Raw genomic sequence first — 18,373 nt, forward strand, 5'->3', positions numbered from 1 at the left:
TCAAGATTTATGGGTAACACTTCAGATCGCTTAGCCCAGTTATCGCCGTTAAAACAAGCTTTTCTCAAACTCGAAGAAATGCAATCCAAGCTTGACGCTATGGAGCGCAAGCAAACTGAACCAATTGCCATCATTGGTATGGGTTGTCGCTTTCCTGGAGGTGCTAATAATCCTGAGTCATTTTGGCAGTTATTATATGACGGTGTAGATGCCACTAGAGAAGTGCCATCAGATCGGTGGGATGTAAGTGCTTATGACAAAGCTAATTTAAAAGATTTCAATACAATATCCACACATCGAGGTGGGTTTTTGGATACAGAAGTAGATCGATTTGATGCCGAATTCTTTGCCATTCCACCGCGTGAGGCTGTGAACGTCGATCCGCAGCAACGGCTATTATTAGAAGTGAGTTGGGAGGCTCTAGAAAATGCAGGAATTGCACCAGACAAATTAAATGGTAGCCGTAGTGGAGTGTTTGTAGGGATTAATAATGATGACTACAAACAGCTGATGATGTCTGGGAGCGGGAATGCTAATGCTTACTCCTTCACAGGCAATACGGCAAGTGTTGCGGCTGGTCGGTTGTCTTATTTTTTGGGTTTGCAAGGACCTAGTTTGGCTGTCGATACTGCTTGTTCATCTTCCCTTGTTGGTGTCCATCTAGCTTGTCAAAGCTTACGTTTAAGAGAGTGCAATTTAGCTCTTGCTGGCGGAGTCAACCTCATACTGTCACAACACTTGAGCATTGTGTTATCCAAAATGCGTGCTTTATCTCCCGATGGTCGCTGCAAGACTTTTGATGCGGCTGCTGACGGTTACGGGCGTGGAGAGGGTTGTGGAGTGATAGTACTTAAACGTCTTTCTGATGCCTTAGTAGATGGAAACAATATCCTTGCCCTGATTCGAGGAACAGCAATCAACCATGATGGTCGCAGTAGTGGATTGACGGTTCCTAATGGCTTAGCCCAACAAGCAGTTGTTAAAGCGGCACTAGAAAATGCTGATGTAAAACCAGCAAATATCAGTTATGTCGAAGTTCACGGCACAGGAACTGCTTTGGGAGACCCCATTGAGGTTGAGGCTTTAAGGGCAGTACTTGCTGAGGGGCGTTCAAAGACTCAGCCGATACTACTTGGTTCAGTTAAGACAAACATTGGTCATTTGGAAGCCGCCGCTGGAGTAGCTGGTGTCATCAAAGTGGTACTTGCAATGCAGCATAAGAAACTCCCACCTCATCTGCATCTCAAGAAACTTAATTCTGCTATCTCCCAGGAAAGCTTTCCCATAGTCATTCCAAAAGAACAAACTCCTTGGTCTTTAGTCAACGGGCAACAGCGCCTTGCTGGGGTAAGCTCTTTTGGCATGAGTGGCACTAACGCTCATGCAATCCTGGAGGAAGCACCTACAAAAAATCAAAAGAAAGAAGGCAACAAACGTCCATTGCACATTTTGACTCTCTCAGCTAAAACGGAAACAGCATTAAAGGAGTTAGCTTCTCGTTATGAGCAGTACTTAGCAACCTGTTGTAGTGAGTCTTTGGGAGACATCTGTTTCACAGCAAATACCGGTCGATCGCATTTTAACTACCGTTTGGCAATCGTCGCCGATACCTTACAACAACTGCGCCAGCAACTAACTGCTTTTATTCACGAAAAACAACCGCAGGAATTACGCAGTACTCTAAGAACCCCCAGCAAAAAAGCAAAAATTGCATTTTTATTTAGCGGTCAAGGCAGTCAGTACATCGGTATGGGACGCCAACTCTATGACACTCAACCGATATTCCGCCAAGCTTTAGAACACTGTGACGAACTATTACGCCCTTACTTGGACCAATCTTTATTGTCAGTACTTTTTCCTCCATCAAACGCAACCTCGTCATTAAATGAAACAGCTTATACCCAACCAGCTTTATTTGCTTTAGAATATGCATTGGCGCAATTATGGCTGTCTTGGGGGATACAACCAGATGCGGTGATGGGTCATAGTTTGGGTGAGTATGTTGCAGCTTGTGTAGCAGGAGTTTTTAGTCTAGAAGATGGGCTAAAACTGATTGCTTATCGGGGAAAGATGATGCAATCGTTACCAAAAGGTGGTGAAATGATTGCGATTTTTACTGAAGAGTCAAGGGTGAGAGAAGCATTGGCAACGCCCACTGTAGGTATCGACATTTACGAAGAAAAGGTTGCGATCGCAGCGCTTAACAGCCCAAGGGAGATTGTGATTTCCGGAGACAGCAAAGTGCTTGAGGCTGTGGTGGCAAAACTGGAAGCTCAAGGTATCCACACTCAACGCTTAAATGTCTCTCACGCCTTTCACTCCCCCTTAATGGAACCGATTCTCGATTCCTTTGAGCAAATAGCTGCAAATGTAAAGTATTCATCACCAAAAATTGATTTAATTTCCAACTTAACTGGAAAGCCCATTGCAGGAGTTGAGGTTGCTAACGCCCGGTATTGGCGTCGGCATATCCGAGAGGCAGTAAAATTTTCTGAGAGTATGAAAACTTTGCATGCCCAAGGGTATGAAATTTTTCTAGAGATTGGTCCAAATCCAATTTTACTGGGTATGGGTCGTAGGTGTTTACCAAATGGCACGGGAGCTTGGTTACCTTCATTGCGGAAAGGGCATTCAGATTGGCAGCAGTTACTTCAAAGTTTGGGAGCGTTATATACTAGTGGTATTGAGGTAGACTGGTCTGGATTTGATCGAGATTATCCTCGTTGCCAATACCCACTGCCAAATTATCCTTTTCAGCGATCGCGTTATTGGATCGAGCAACAGAAAACGGACGACCAACACAACAATTGGCTTTACGAAATCGAGTGGCAGCCTCAATCTCTTACATCCTCTGCATCAGAATCACTAACGAAAGGATCGGTTGAGCATAGCGGTTGGTTAATTTTTGCCGATCGGTGCCATGGTGTAGGGTCCGCACTAGCAACATTGTTAGAAAAGCATGGAGAAAGCTGTACCCTAGTGTTTACAGGAGACACTTACGAGCGTTCCATGCAAGGGTGTTTGCAAATAAACCCAGCACAACCTGAAGACTTTCAGCGGTTGTTGAGGGAATTATTAGAAAACAATAAACTGTCGTATCGTGGAATAGTGCATCTGTGGAGTTTAGATAGTACACCAACAGATACTACCACCATAGATTCCTTATACACGGATCAATTACGGAATTGCGGCAGCGTACTTCATTTGGTACAAGCCCTTGCCTCAGTCAAGGGTTCCTATTTACCTCGTCTGTGGTTAATCACTCACGGCTCTCAACCTATAGAGACAGAGAATTTAGCAATCGCTCAAGCACCACTTTGGGGACTAGGAAGAACAATTGCCCTAGAACATCCGGAAATGTCGGCAGCATTGGTAGACATAGTTTCGAGTTCTCCGGAAGAGACAGCAGTCACTTTGTTAGAGGAACTTTGCCAACCAAAAGGTGAGTCTCAAGTCTGTTGGCGTTATGGAAAGCGGTTTGTTGCTCGCCTAGTACCGAGTGCAAGTCAAAAAAGAAAGCTCAAACCTCTCAAATTTCGCACCGATAGTACCTACCTAATTACTGGTGGTCTTGGTGGTTTGGGACTCAAAGTGGCGCAATGGCTATTAGAGCAAGGTGTGCGGCATTTAGTATTAGTAGGTCGCAGCGTTGCTACAGAACAAGTTAGTCAGGAACTGAGCAAATTGCAGCAGTTGGGAGCAAAAATTGTAGTTGCTCAAGCTGACATATCTCAGGAAACTGAGGTGCAAAGAGTTTTAACTGATATTAAAGTTAACTTGCCACCTTTATGTGGTATTATTCACGCAGCAGGCGTTTTAGATGACGGTGTGCTGACTAAGCAAAACTGGAAGCGTTTTGCTCAGGTCATGGCTCCAAAAGTGGCAGGTGCTTGGAACTTACACATCCAAACGCAAGATATTGCTTTAGACTTTTTTGTTAACTTTTCCTCGGCAGCGTCTGTACACGGTTCACTCGGTCAAGGTTCCTACGCTGTGGGCAATGCCTTTTTAGATGCCTTGGCTCATTACCGCCAGTTACGAGAACTACCAGCTTTAACTATTAACTGGAGTTCTTGGGATGAAGTTGGTATGGCAGCGTCTATGAATGGTCGCGACCAGCAGCGATGGAAAGAGGCTGGTGTAAGTTTCATTCCACCCCAGCAAGGAGTGCAAGTTTTAGGACACCTGCTTAAGCAAGCTTGTACTCAAATTAGCGTATTATCGGTAGATTGGTCTAAGTTTCTTCAGCTATTCCCAGATAACTTTAAATCATCATTTTTGATGAAAATAGCTGAAGCAATACAATCGAAGACAGTAGAAAAATCGCAAGCGGAATTTCAGAAGCCTAAACTTTTGCAAATTTTAAATGATACTCCTCCCAACAAACGGAAAAATATTTTGATTGCTCACATTCAAAAAGAAGTTGCGATCGTTTCTGGCTTTGAACCTTCCTATTTACCAGAGGTGCAAGTTGGTTTTTTTGAACTGGGACTCGATTCTTTAATGATTCTAGAGTTAAAAAACCTTCTCCAATCTAGCTTGGGAATTTTTCTAAGTCCAACATTAACCTTTGAATATTCAACCATAGAAGCTCTTGCTGAGTATTTAATGAGTGAAATTTTCTCCTCGGATTCGCTGTTGCATTCTACCACCCAAGAACAGAAAAATACTTACGATCAAAATGAATTATTAACAGAAATCAAACAGCTATCCGAAGACGAATTGACTGCATTGATTGATTTAGAAATAAAAACGTTGGCAAGAAACACAACTAAGGATTACCACAATCCAAAATTTAAAATCTAAAATGCTATGAACAACCCTTCAGAAGATAGTAACCATCTCTCGCCATTACAACGTGCAGTTTTTGCTATTAAGGAGATGCGTTCTCAACTAGATACGCTAGAGAGATCGCGGACCGAACCAATTGCCATCATTGGTATAGGTTGCCAATTTCCTGGTAATGCCAATGAACCAGAACCTTTCTGGCAACTGTTACGTAATGGAGTGGATGCTACTAGGGAGATACCAACAAACCGTTGGAATATAGACGCTTACTACGATCCAAATCCCAAAACTCCTGGTAAGTCATACACTCGCAGGGGTGGATTTTTAGATAAGGTAGATGAATTTGACGCTGAATTCTTTGCTATTTCACCGCGTGAAGCGGTGAGCATGGACCCCCAACAACGGTTATTACTAGAGGTCAGTTATTCAGCTTTAGAGAATGCTGGGATTGCATCGGACAAACTAATTGGCAGTCAAAGCGGTGTATTTATAGGAATTAGTGCTCGTGACTATGAACAACTTAGTAGTTTTACTGATATTGATGTTTATAGCGCTACAGGTAATGCTTTGAGCATAGCGGCTGGTCGCTTATCCTATTTTTTAGGGCTCTCTGGTCCTGCCCTATCCGTGGATACAGCTTGCTCGTCTTCCTTGGTTGCAGTCCATCTTGCATGCCAAAGTTTGCGTAATGGAGAGTGCCACCTCGCTCTAGCTGGTGGGGTGCAACTGATATTGTCACCACAGACAAATATCTCCATGTCTATGATGCAAGCGCTATCTCCTGATGGTCGCTGCAAAACTTTTGATGCCAGTGCTGATGGCTACGGACGGGGTGAAGGTTGCGGGATAGTCGTACTCAAACGTCTCAGTGATGCTATTGCTGACCGCGATAATATATTAGCTCTCATTCGGGGTTCAGCAGTTAATCAAGATGGTCGAAGTAGTGGGCTTACAGTTCCTAATGGACTAGCTCAAAATTCTCTGATTCGCTCCGCATTGGACAATGCAAAAGTTGAACCCAGTCAAGTGAGTTATGTAGAAACTCACGGTACAGGAACTTCTTTAGGTGATCCTATTGAGGTAAAGGCGCTAGGGGCGGTACTCGGTCAAAGACAGCCAGAAGAACAACCCCTGATGATTGGTTCGGTAAAAACGAACATTGGCCATTTGGAAGCGGCAGCGGGAGTAGCTGGTTTAATTAAAGTAGTGCTGGCTATGCAACATCAAGAAATTCCACCTCACTTACACTTAAACCAACTTAACCCTCTGATTTCTTTAGAAAAGACTTCTCTAAAAATTCCTACAAAACTGACTCCTTGGACTTCACAAGAACAGCAAAGACGTATAGCTGGAGTGAGTTCTTTTGGATTTAGTGGCACTAATGCTCATGTCATACTGGAAGAAGCACCTCAAGCAAGCCAAAAAAAAGAAGGGATTGAACGTCCGGTACATATTCTGACGCTATCTGCTAAAACGGAAGCAGCATTAAAGAAATTGGCTTCTCGGTATGAGTTGTACTTTGCAGGAGAGCGCGACTTTTGTTTGGGGGATATTTGTTTCACTGCTAATACTGGAAGAGCGCATTTCGCCTACAGAATGGCAATTGTCACCACTTCCTTAGAACAGATACGCCAACAACTTGCTGCTTTTGCCTGCGGTCAACATTTACAGGGGTTAAGCACTTCTCAAACAGCACTTACCAAAAAAGCAAAAGTGGCATTCTTGTTCGCAGGTCAAGGGAGCCACTACATTGATATGGGCCGTCAACTTTACGAGACCCAGCCTGTATTCCGTCATGCCTTAAAATACTGTGACCAATTGCTACGCCCATATCTCGAGCAACCACTACTCTCTGTGCTCTATCCCCCACCAGGTGTGACCTCGCTTTTGGATCGAACAACGTACACTCAAGCAGCTTTATTTGCTTTAGAATACTCTCTAGCACAATTATGGTTATCTTGGGGGATACAACCAGATGCGGTGATGGGTCACGGTGTAGGCAAGTATGTAGCAGGTTGTGTCGCAGGAGTTTTCAGCGTAGAAGATGGTTTAAAACTGATTACCCATGCCTTTCACACCCCTTTGAAAGAACCAATTCTCGATTCCTTCGCTCAAATAGCCGCAGAGGTTGTATACTCGTCTCCAAAAATAGATTTAGCGTCAAACGTAACTGGACAATTTCTTAAAGCGGAAGACGTGACCAGATCTCAATACTGGTGTCGCCCTATTGATGAACCTGCCAATTTAAAAGCTAGCTTGCAAATGTTACACGAGCAAGGTTATAACGTGTTCGTGGAGATTGGACCGCATTCCACTTTCATAGAAATAGGCACCCCATGCTTGCCTGAAAAGGCTGCTCTCTGGTTACCTTCTTTAATGAAAGGACAAGAAGACTGGCAGGTGTTGTTACAGAGCCTGGGAAGTCTGTATACAGAAGGTATAGATGTAAATTGGGTTAATTTTGATAAAGATTATAATTGGCGTCGGCTGTCATTACCTACTTATCCCTTCGAGCGACAAAGATTTTGGAAGAATGCTTCCGAGCAGAAGTATCAAGAGGTAATAATTGGTTCATCAAAAATTGCTCATCCTTTGTTAGGAAGACAATTGCGATCGCCTCTTAAGCAAGTTCAATTTGAGTCCCAGTTTAGCATTGATTTACTACCACTTGTAAAAGATCATGGGCTTCAAGGTGTGCCAGTGGTAAATCTTGTCATTTATCTGGAGATGGTTTTAGCAGCAGCAGCAGAGGCGTTTGGACAAAGAACTTACATTTTAGAAGATGTGTTTATACCCCAAGCGCTTGTCTTTTCCAAGAAAGATATTTGTACTGTGCAGTTAATACTTTGTCCTGATGAGGTTTCTGGAAAAATTTCTTTCCAAATTTTCAGTTTGATATCAGATGAGGCAAATAAACGGACAGATTGGACAATGCACAGTACGGGAGTGTTACGCTTTGAGCAACAAGATAGCACAGTACTGACTCAAAAACCATTTTCTTTTACAGACATTGAGGCACAATCTCAAAAACCATTTTCTGGTTCTCAGTTCTACGAAATGATGGCAGAGCGAGGAATGAACTTAGGTCTTAGCTGTCAGTCACTTGAGCAAATTTGGTTGCAAGAGGGAGAGGTTATTGGTAAAGTAGTGACTGGATTGTCAGAAGAAGCAAATAGTCAATATTATCTTCCTCTAGACGCGATAGATGCATGTTTTCAGCTTTTATCGGCTAGCTTTGCCCCAGAAACTTCTGATACTTACGTTATTGTAGGCTTTGAAAGCTTCCAATTTTATGGTTATGCTAGCACTCGAACATTCTGGGCTAAAGCAAGATTACATTCTGGTAAAAAGAATTGTGCTCGCAATGAAATTATCGCTGGTGATGTTAGCCTGTTTGACTTAGCAGGACAACTCGTAGCGGAAGTTATCAACGTACAACTTAAGTGCTTGGATCGTGTAGCACTACAACCCAGTTTTCAAGCAGGAAGAAATGAATTGGGGATTCAGTTCATAGAAACAAACCATAAGGAAAAAGACAATTTCTCCACAGACAAACTCTTAGCGATGGAACCAGCAGAGCGTCAACGCGTGTTAGAGACTTATGTCATAGGAGAATTAGCAAGTTCGCTACAGATTCCAGTTACTAAACTGAATTCGGATATGTATCTTGCTTCAATGCTGGATTCGTTGATGGCTTTTGAAGTGAGGAGTCGAATTGAGTCTAGGTTAGGGGTACGAGTGCCAATGGAGAAATTTTTTGGTGACAACACTGTCACTCAATTAGTGCAACTATTGCTCAACCAATTAACTCTAACAAACTTAGTTTTATCAGATGCCACATTCGACATGAATACAGAAAGGGAAAAATTGAGTTTTTAGCTTTGTTTGTGAATAAACTATTAAGGCGAAAATTCAATAAAAAGGACAAATAATTTTAAAAATTATGGAATTTATCCGTCTCTATTCGTCGTTTTGAGTTAACAATGCATAAATTATATGGAACTAAACTTACTTTTAACAACCCTCTCCAATAAAGGTGTAAAACTTTTTGCAGATGGAGATTTACTAAATATTGATGCACCAAAGGGGGTAATAACCTCAGAACTCCGTAACGCTTTGACTGAACATAAAGCAGAGCTTTTGGTATTGTTACGCCAAAATAGTATCAGTACCAGTTCTGCTTCTCTCCCAACAATTGTGCCAGCGCCAGATCGGCGTTATGAACCTTTCCCACTCACTGATATGCAGCACGCCTTTTGGGTGGGGCGTAGTGGAGTTCTAGAGCTAGGTAGTGTTGCCAATCATGGTTATTACGAGATTGAATGCAAAGGTTTAGACTTAGAACGATTAAACTGGGCACTGCAAAAATTAATTGAGCGTCATGATATGCTTAGGGCTGTGGTGTTACCAGATGGTCAACAGCAAGTTCTCAAACAGGTGCCTTTCTATCAAATTCAGGTCTTGGATCTTAAGGGTCAGGATGAAGAATTTATCACCTCTGAGATTGAGATGATTCGCGAGCGAATGGCTTACCAAGTACTACCAGCTGACAAGTGGCCTTTATTTGAGTTTAGAGCAACGTGTTTAGATGAAGAGCGTATCCGATTACACGTCAGTTACGATTTACAAATTTTTGATGCTTGGAGTCTGTTTCGTCTATTTGATGAGTGGTTTCAACTTTACCAAAATCCCAATTTTACATTCCTACCTTTAGAACTTTCATTCCGGGATTATGTTCTTGCTCTGCAAGAATTGGAAACTACAGAATTGTACAGGCGATCGCAAGAGTACTGGTTGAATCGCTTAGATAACTTACCCCCTGCTCCAGACTTACCTCTTGCCAAAAATCCCAAAGAACTCAAACACCATAGAAATAGGCGTTACGAAGGGCGATTGGAGCGAGATGAATGGCAACAGTTGCAACAACGTACTGCTCGAGCTGGTTTAACAGCCTCTGGAGTTTTACTAGCCGCCTTTGCTGAAGTTTTAACACTTTGGTGCAAAAGCTCTCGGTTTACTATCAATCTAGCCTTATTTAATCGTCTACCTTTGCATCCTCAAGTCCATGACATTTTGGGAGATTTCACTTCTGTCACCTTACTCGCTGTCGAGAATTCTATTCCGGAACCGTTTATTGACCGCTCAAAGCGCCTACAGCAACAGCTGTGGCACGATTTAGAACACCGTTACATCAGTGGTGTACGCGTGACGCGGGAATTAGCACGCAGGCGAGGTACGGCACCTAGCGCGATGCCAATCGTATTTACTAGCACTCTTGGTTTTGGTTTGCTTGGTCAGGAAACCTTGACATTTAGTCATTTTGGAGAGTTAGTCTATGGCATTAGCCAAGCTTCCCAGGCTTGGATGGATATTCAAGTTTGGGAGGATAAGGGAGTATTGACTTTCAACTGGGATGTAGTTGAAGAACTTTTTCCAGAAGGTTTGATCTGTGATATGTTTGAGGCTTATTGTCGTTTCCTCAAACAACTGGCAACTTCTGAATTAGCTTGGACTGAGACAACTCGACAACTCATTCCTCCTGCCCAATTAGCGCAACGGGAAGCCGTTAATGCAACGACCACACCAACTCCCGATGAACTGCTGCATACTTTATTTGCAGCACAAGTCCAAAAGCGAAGAGTGGAACCTGCCGTTATTTCATCCGAGCGAACTCTGACTTACAAAGAGCTATACACACTTGCCAATCAAGTTGGTCATCGATTGCGGAAACTTGGGGCTGCACCCAACCAGTTGGTAGGTGTAGTTATGGAGAAAGGATGGGAGCAAATTGTCGCTGTAATGGGAATTTTGGCTGCTGGTGCAGCTTATGTTCCCATCGAGCCGGGATTGCCACAGCAACGCAGAAAATATCTTTTAGAAAATAGTCAAGTCAAGATTGTTCTGACTCAATCTTGTTTGAACGAAAAGCTGGAATGGCCATTGGATATACAACGTTTGTGCATAGATACAGAAGCATTTGCCAACGAAAACAGCCAGCCACTCCAACCAGCGCAAACGCCTGATGATTTAGCTTATGTAATTTACACCTCTGGTTCTACTGGTTTACCGAAAGGAGTAATGATTACTCACCGCAACGTGGTTAACGTAGTTATCCATACCAACAAGCGGTTTAATATTACTTCTCAAGACCGCATCCTGGCTGTAACCGCTTTGAGTCACGATCTGTCTGTTTATGACATATTCGGTCTACTTTGTGCTGGTGGTGTGATTGTGATGCCTGATGCTTCTGCTGTCAAAGATCCGGCTCACTGGGTTAAGTTGATGGTGCAGGAAAAAGTGACGCTATGGAACTCAGTACCCCCAGTGATGAAGATGTTGGTGGAATACGCAGAGAACCACTCTGTGACATTACCAGTAAGTTTGCGTTTGGCAATTCTAGGTGGAGATTGGCTCCCAATTTCCTTGCCTAACCGTCTTCAAGCTTTAATACCAGAAGTACAAGTACTCAGTATTGGTGGTCCAACAGAAACAACTATTTGGAATATCGGTTATTTAATTGCGGAGGTCAATCCAAACTGGAAGAGTATTCCTTATGGCAAACCGATGGCGAATACAAAATACTATGTTTTGAATGAAGCTTTAGAAGATTGCCCTGTTTGGGTTCCCGGTCAAATGTACTGTACTGGTATGCAGGTTGCCAAGGGCTATTGGCAGGATGAAGAAAAAACTGCTGTCAATTTTATCACTCATCCCCGCACAAAGGAACGCATTTACCGTACTGGTGACCTCGGTCGTTATTTACCTGATGGCAACATTGAATTTTTGGGACGTGTAGATTTCCAAATCAAACTAAGGGGATACCGCATCGAAACAGGAGAAATTGAAGCAGCTTTAAAACAGCACCCAGATCTGAAAGATGCAATAGTTGCTGCGGCGGGAGAGTCACAGCAAAATCAGTATCTAGTAGCTTATGTGGTTCCCAAGCAAGACAAAGCATTAAGCTTCTTAGAAACGGAAAGTGCTGATACTTTCAAATCTCAGATCCTCTGGCCATCTCTGGTAAAAGCAGGACTTCAACAAGCAAAAAATAGTTTTTGGGATGTAGATATCCAAACTTTTGCGGCAATATGGGAACACCAAAATTATCTATACACTATTTCAGTGTGTCGGGCGCTCAGAAAGCTTGGTGTTTATCACTCACCTGGAGAGAAGTATGACGTAGATGATTTAATGTCTCGATGTCATATTGCTCCACGCTACAAAAAATGGTTAAATCGAGCTTTGCAGGTGCTGGTTCAAGAAGGATGGTTGAAGCAGGAGGGAAAAGTCTTTACCAGTGTTGTTGAATTACCAATTTCTGCATTTCAAAAGCTTTCAAAAGAAATTCAGATAAATCATGGTTTCACTAAAACTTGGATGGATTTGATACCTGATGCTCCTTTTGATAACTTAGCAAACATTATTACTGAAAAAATCCACTCGGCAGAAATTTATGTTTCCGAAAAAACTCGGGATATATACAAAATAATGTTTGCTGATTGCAATGCGATCGCTAGTGAAATCATGGCGGCAATAGTACAAAATATAGAGTCAGGAAAACAACTGCGAATCCTGGAAGTTGGAGGCGGTTATGGTTCTACTACAGAACATTTACTGCCATTGTTACCGCCAAGCCAAACAACTTATGTGTTTACTGATATTTCTCAATTCTTTCTCCAACAAGGTCAAGAAAATTTTACCAACTATCCTTTTGTTAGCTATGACATTTTAGATCTTGAGAAAAACCCTATTGAGCAAGGTTTTGAGCCACATTCCTTTGATATTGTTATTGCTGCAACTGTTATTCATAACACTCAGTTTATAGAGCAAACCCTGAAGAATATTCGCTCCTTGTTAGCTCCAAATGGTTTACTCCTTGCAATTGAAAAAACAAAATTTCATCGCTCCTTTGATTTGAACATGGGTCTACAGCAAGGGTTTGAACGGTTTGAGGATCGAGAGCTAAGACCGGAACATCCAGTGCTGTCAAAAGCACAATGGCAGAGAATATTAGCTTCTTTGGAATTTTCAAACAGCGTTTTTATGAACGAGCCCGATTCTGTTGCTGATTTAATTGGGTTTGATGTATTCATTGCTCAAGCACCATCAACGGTGCAACGTTTTCAACCTAGACAGTTGCGTAATTTCCTACAGGAAAAACTACCTGAATATATGTTGCCTGCTGAATTTGTACTGTTAGATGCTTTACCACTGACAGCTAATGGCAAAGTAGATCGTCTTGCTTTACCTGGGTTAAAAGGATTGCGATCGCAAGTGAAAGCTGCTTATGTAATGCCTCAAACAGAAACAGAAAAACTCATTGCCAGTATTTGGCAAGAAGTCTTGCGAATAGAGAAAGTGAGTATTAACGATAATTTTTTTGAACTAGGGGGAGATTCTCTGCAAGTTACCCAAGTTGTCTCACGGGTAAATGAAAGATTACACCTAAATATACCCATGCAAAATTTCCTGCAAACACCAATTCTATCTAGCTTAGCAAAGTCCATTGAGGAGATAACCATAACATCTCAAAAACTACAAGCTCCTATCGACAAGGCATTAACTAACCGAGTGGAAATTGAGTTATGAAATCTATTCAAGAGTTTTTGTCCTATTTAACTAACTTAGACATTAGGCTTTGGTCAAATGGTGAGCGTTTACGCTGTAATGCCCCTCAAGAAGTACTCACGCCAGAGCTACAAGCTCAAATAACTGAACGCAAAGCAGAAATACTTAAATTTCTCAATCAAGGTCATTATGTTGCCAGTCCAACTTCAGTAGAAATTCAACCAGTTCCGCGAGATAAAGATCTGCTCTTGTCTTTTGGTCAACAGGGAATATGGTTTATAGACCAATTAGAGGGTGCTAGCGCTGCTTACAACCAATTATTTGGTATTCATTTGAAAGGATCGCTGAATACAGCTGTTTTAGAACAAGCGCTTATAGAAATAGTACGGCGTCACGAAGTTTTACGGACTTCATTTAAAAATGAAGATGGTCAAGCTGTTTTGGAGATCGCTTCTAACCCCAATTTCACGCTGTCAGTCGTAGATTTGATGGATTTGGCGGAAACCAAGCAGTGGGAAACAATTCACCAGTCATCTATTGCTGAATCTCAGCATTCCTTCAACTTATCAGAAGGTTCATTACTTCGAGTTACGCTATTTAAAATAGCCGAAACAAAGCACGTGTTGTTATTCGCTATACATCACACCATCTCAGACGCTTGGTCGAGTAAAATTATTATCCAGGAACTAGGCACACTCTACGAGGCTTTCTCCAAAAATCAGCCTTCACCCCTAAAGGATCTGTCCATTCAGTATGCTGATTTTGCCAACTGGCAGCAACAATGGGTGCGTGGATCGGTGTTTGAGGAACAACTGACTTACTGGAAGCAAAAGCTTGGCGGTCATCTTCCTGTTTTACAATTACCGAGCGATCGCCCACGACCACCTGTTCAAACTTTTCGAGGAGCCACCACTACCCTAAAAATAGGGACAGATGTGACTGAGAAGCTTAAAAAGCTCAGTCAGCAAGAGGGGACGACTCTGTTTATGACTTTGCTAGCGGCGTTTAAAACACTTCTTTATCGTTACACTTATCAGGAAGATATATGTGTCGGTACTACCATCGCTAACCGTCACAGCCGCGATTTAGAAAAACTTATTGGTTATTTTGTTAACTCTTTAGTTCTGCGTACTGATTTATCAGGTAATCCTTCATTTCGAGAGTTGTTGAGGCGAGTGCGCCAAGTAGCTTGGGAAGCATACAATTATCAAGATATACCCTTTGAATTGCTGGTAGCACAATTACAACCAAAACGAGATTTATCTCATACACCATTATTTCAAGTTTTGTTTGTTTTGGAAAATGCACCGAGAGAAGAACTCAAACTTCCTGGGCTGACTCTCAGTTTCTTAGAAATGCCAACTGCAACAGCAAAGTTTGATTTAACCTTGTCGATCAAAGAAACTGAAGAAGGACTGCGTGCAAACTTTGAGTACAGCACTGATTTGTTTGATGCTGCCACTATTGAACGAATGGCAGGGCATTTGCAGACATTACTCTCAGCGATTGCGGTCAATCAAGACCATCGCCTTTGGGAATTGCCTTTATTAACTGAAACTGAACGCTCTCAGTTGTTGGTAGAGTGGAATGACACTTTAAATGAATATCCTCAAAATGTATGTATTCATCAAATATTTGAAGCTCAGGTTGAGCAAACACCCGATTCTGTGGCGGTCGTGTTTGAAGACCAAAAACTCTCTTACAGGGAGTTGAACACCCGTGCTAATCAATTAGCACATCATTTGCAAAAGTTGGGAGTTAGCCCAGAGACCTTGATAGGAATTTGTGTGGAACGCTCTCCGGATATGTTAGTAGGACTGTTAGGAATCCTAAAAGCAGGTGGGGCTTATGTCCCTCTAGATCCGGCGTATCCACAACAACGGTTGGCATTCATGTTGGCAGATTCACAAATATCAGTGCTGCTGACTCAGAAAAAGTTGGTGACAGTTTTGCCAGAACATCAAGCCCAGGTGGTCTGTCTAGATGCTGACTGGGAAGAGATTGCCAAACAAAGCGATCGCAATCCTATTAACCGAGCTAACGGCGAAAACCTCGCCTACATAATTTACACCTCCGGTTCTACCGGTCAACCAAAAGGAGTACAAATTCCCCATAATGCCTTAACTAACTTCTTAAGTGCAATGCGCCGCAATCCAGGGCTGACAAAAGAAGATACTTTCTTATCAGTCACCACCTTATCATTTGATATTGCAGCCCTAGAACTATACTTACCAGCGATCGTAGGTGCTCGTCTTGTTATAGTTAGCCGCGAAGTTGCTACTGATGGATCGCAATTGTTAGAACAGCTTATTTCTTCTAACGCCACGGTAATGCAAGCTACACCAACCACTTGGCGGATGCTGATTGCTGCAGGCTGGACTGGGAGCCAGCAGTTAAAAATCCTTTGTGGTGGTGAAGCTCTTGACCAAATTCTTGCCAATCAATTACTCGAACGAAGCACTGAACTGTGGAACTTATACGGTCCTACAGAAACTACTATTTGGTCAGCTGTCAAAAAAGTAGAGAATAACACGAGGATAGAGCACACAAATAACATTGTCTCTATTGGTCGCCCGATTGCCAATACAGAATTTTATATTTTAGATACTTATTTACAACCAGTGCCTGTGGGTGTTCCTGGTGAATTGCATATTGGCGGTGTTGGTCTAGCTCGTGGTTATTTTAACCAACCAAAACTCACATTTGAGAAGTTTATCCCAAACCCTTTTAACAACAATCCAAAATCCCGTTTGTATAAGACTGGTGATTTAGTTTGTTATCAATCAGATGGTACGATTAAGTACATTAGTCGAATTGACCATCAGGTAAAACTTAGGGGTTTTCGCATCGAACTCGGAGAGATTGAAGCGCTGATCAATCAATACCCAGCCGCGCAAGAAAGTGTGGTTGTGGTTCGCTCAGATGAACCAGAAAGAGAGCGTTTGGTCGCTTACGTAGTTTCGCAGCCCAAGCAGACAGTGACAATAACCGAGCTGCGGCGTTTCTTGGAGTCGAACTTGCCAAATTACATGGTGCCAACAGCTTTTATGATGTTAGAGGCACTCCCTTTGACACCTAATGGCAAAATAGATCGCCGCTCGCTACCAGCACCCGATACAAGCAGACCTGAATTAGATAAAGCCTTTGTACTGCCTCGTACTCCTGTTGAAGCCAAGCTGGCTCAACTTTGGGCTGAATTTCTCGGTATAGAGCAAGTGGGTATTTATGATAACTTCTTTAAGTTGGGTGGGGATTCCATTGTCGCTATTCAGATTATTGCCAAAGCTAACCAGGCCAGTTTAAAGCTAACGACTAAACAGCTATTTCAGCATCAAACAATTGCTCAGTTAGCAAGTGTAGCAGTTCTCAAGCAGGAAATTCCGGCAGCACAAGAAACCATAACGAGTGTTCAAGCGTTGCTATCAAGCAAGGATCATTGCCAATCTTCTGAAGCCAAAGGGTTTACAACTTCTGATTTTCCAGAAGCACACTTAAGCCAAAAAGAACTCGATCGGTTTTTAGCAAAACTTAATCAGAAAAAACAGTAGAAAATAATATGACAACAGAAAATATTCAAGATATCTACGAATTATCGCCAATACAGCATGGGATTCTAGTCCACAGTTTGTCTTCTTCTGACTTAGTGCTCTATTTTGTCCAACTAGGCTTTACTTGGCACGGAAATATAGACATTGTCTCTTTTGAACGTGCTTGGCAGCATGTTATGGACCGACACACAATTTTGCGTACTAGTTTCTATTGGCAAGATATAGACAAACCTCTACAAGTTGTATACCAATATGCAAAAGTACCTCTAGAGCAGCAAGACTGGAGAGGAATAGATTCATTTGAACAGCACAAGCGCTTAAACTCTTTTTTAAAACACGATCGCGAACGAGGTTTTGATTTTTCTCAAGCACCTCTTATGCGCGTGACTTTAATTCGTCTCAACGACCGCTCTTACAAATTCATTTGGAGTTTACACATGATTATTTTGGATGGGTGGTCCTATCCGTTAGTGCTGAAAGAAGTTATGGAGCTGTACACAGCATTTTGTCGAGGGCAAGATGTACCTTTAGTACCTGGTAGCCGTTTTCGAGACTACATTACTTGGTTGGGGAAGCAGGATTCATCACAAGCAGAGGAATTCTGGCGGCAAATGCTGAAAGGAGTAAAAGCACCTACTCCCCTTACCAATCTAGATGACAGCAACTTACTCAGCCTAGAAGAAAGATACGATGAGCTACTGGTTAAACTATCCGAAACGACCACTGCAAAACTACAATCTTTAGCAAAACAGCATCACCTCACTATTAACGTACTCGTTCAGGGAGCCTGGGTTTTACTTCTCAGTCGCTACACTTGTCAAAATGAGGTTGTCTATGGGTGTACTGTTTCTGGTCGTCCAGTAGATTTAGAAGGCTCAGAGTCAATGCTTGGTATGTTAGTCAACACACTACCAGTAAGGGTCAAAGTAGATGCAGAACAATATTTATTACCTTGGCTTAAACAGTTTCAGGAACAACTGGTAGAGATTCGTCAGTATGAATACACTTCTCTAGTTGATATTCAACGATGGAGTGAAGTGCAACGAGGTTTCTCTTTGTTTGACAGTATATTTGTGTTTGAGAATCAACCAATTGATAAGATATTAAGAGATTCAGGAGAGCAAAATCAAATTATTGATTTTTCTCATCCACTCAACCTTTACAAGACTAATTACCCTCTGAATTTAATTGGATATCCAGGTTCAGAGTTACGCATTGGGATCAATTATGATTTCCACCGTTTTGATACTGCAACTATTACTGGCATATTAAAGCATTTCGAGATATTACTGCAAAATATAGCGGCTCATCCTAACGTTATCCTCAAAGATTTGTCTTGGCTAACAGAACGAGAGCAATACATGAATTCTATGTTAGAAGAACAAGTGACATTTAATTTTTCTCCACATGACTCTCTTTTTGCCAGAAAATTACCGATTGCAAATCGTTAAGACGAGGCAGTGATTTGC

General features: G+C 42.2%; 5 protein-coding genes. All 5 read left to right on the plus strand.

Annotated features, from left to right (window positions below):
- Positions 1-9: 9 nt before the first annotated feature.
- A complete protein-coding gene (locus tag AB0756_RS28305; protein ID WP_167844656.1) occupies positions 10-4,806 on the plus strand; it encodes a type I polyketide synthase in 4,797 nt (1,598 codons plus the stop codon).
- A gap of 6 nt (positions 4,807-4,812) precedes the next feature.
- Positions 4,813-8,667 (plus strand): type I polyketide synthase, encoded by a 3,855-nt coding sequence (locus AB0756_RS28310; RefSeq protein WP_050045664.1) that lies wholly within the window; start codon positions 4,813-4,815, stop codon positions 8,665-8,667.
- A gap of 117 nt (positions 8,668-8,784) precedes the next feature.
- The gene (locus tag AB0756_RS28315; RefSeq protein WP_082051686.1) at positions 8,785-13,377 is read left to right on the plus strand and encodes a non-ribosomal peptide synthetase; all 4,593 of its coding nucleotides are present in this window, start codon (positions 8,785-8,787) and stop codon (positions 13,375-13,377) included.
- Positions 13,374-16,904, plus strand: coding sequence for a non-ribosomal peptide synthetase (locus AB0756_RS28320; RefSeq protein ID WP_050045663.1), 3,531 nt, complete (start codon positions 13,374-13,376; stop codon positions 16,902-16,904). Before AB0756_RS28315 ends, AB0756_RS28320 begins: the two co-directional genes overlap by 4 nt.
- An 8-nt stretch (positions 16,905-16,912) precedes the next feature.
- Positions 16,913-18,355, plus strand: a complete 1,443-nt coding sequence (locus tag AB0756_RS28325; RefSeq protein ID WP_038081838.1) for a condensation domain-containing protein — start codon at positions 16,913-16,915, stop codon at positions 18,353-18,355.
- The last annotated feature ends 18 nt before the right edge of the window (positions 18,356-18,373 follow it).

Source organism: Tolypothrix campylonemoides VB511288_2, from assembly GCF_045999855.1.
In the GTDB taxonomy this organism is placed as follows: Bacteria; Cyanobacteriota; Cyanobacteriia; order Cyanobacteriales; family Nostocaceae; genus Scytonema; species Scytonema bouteillei_A.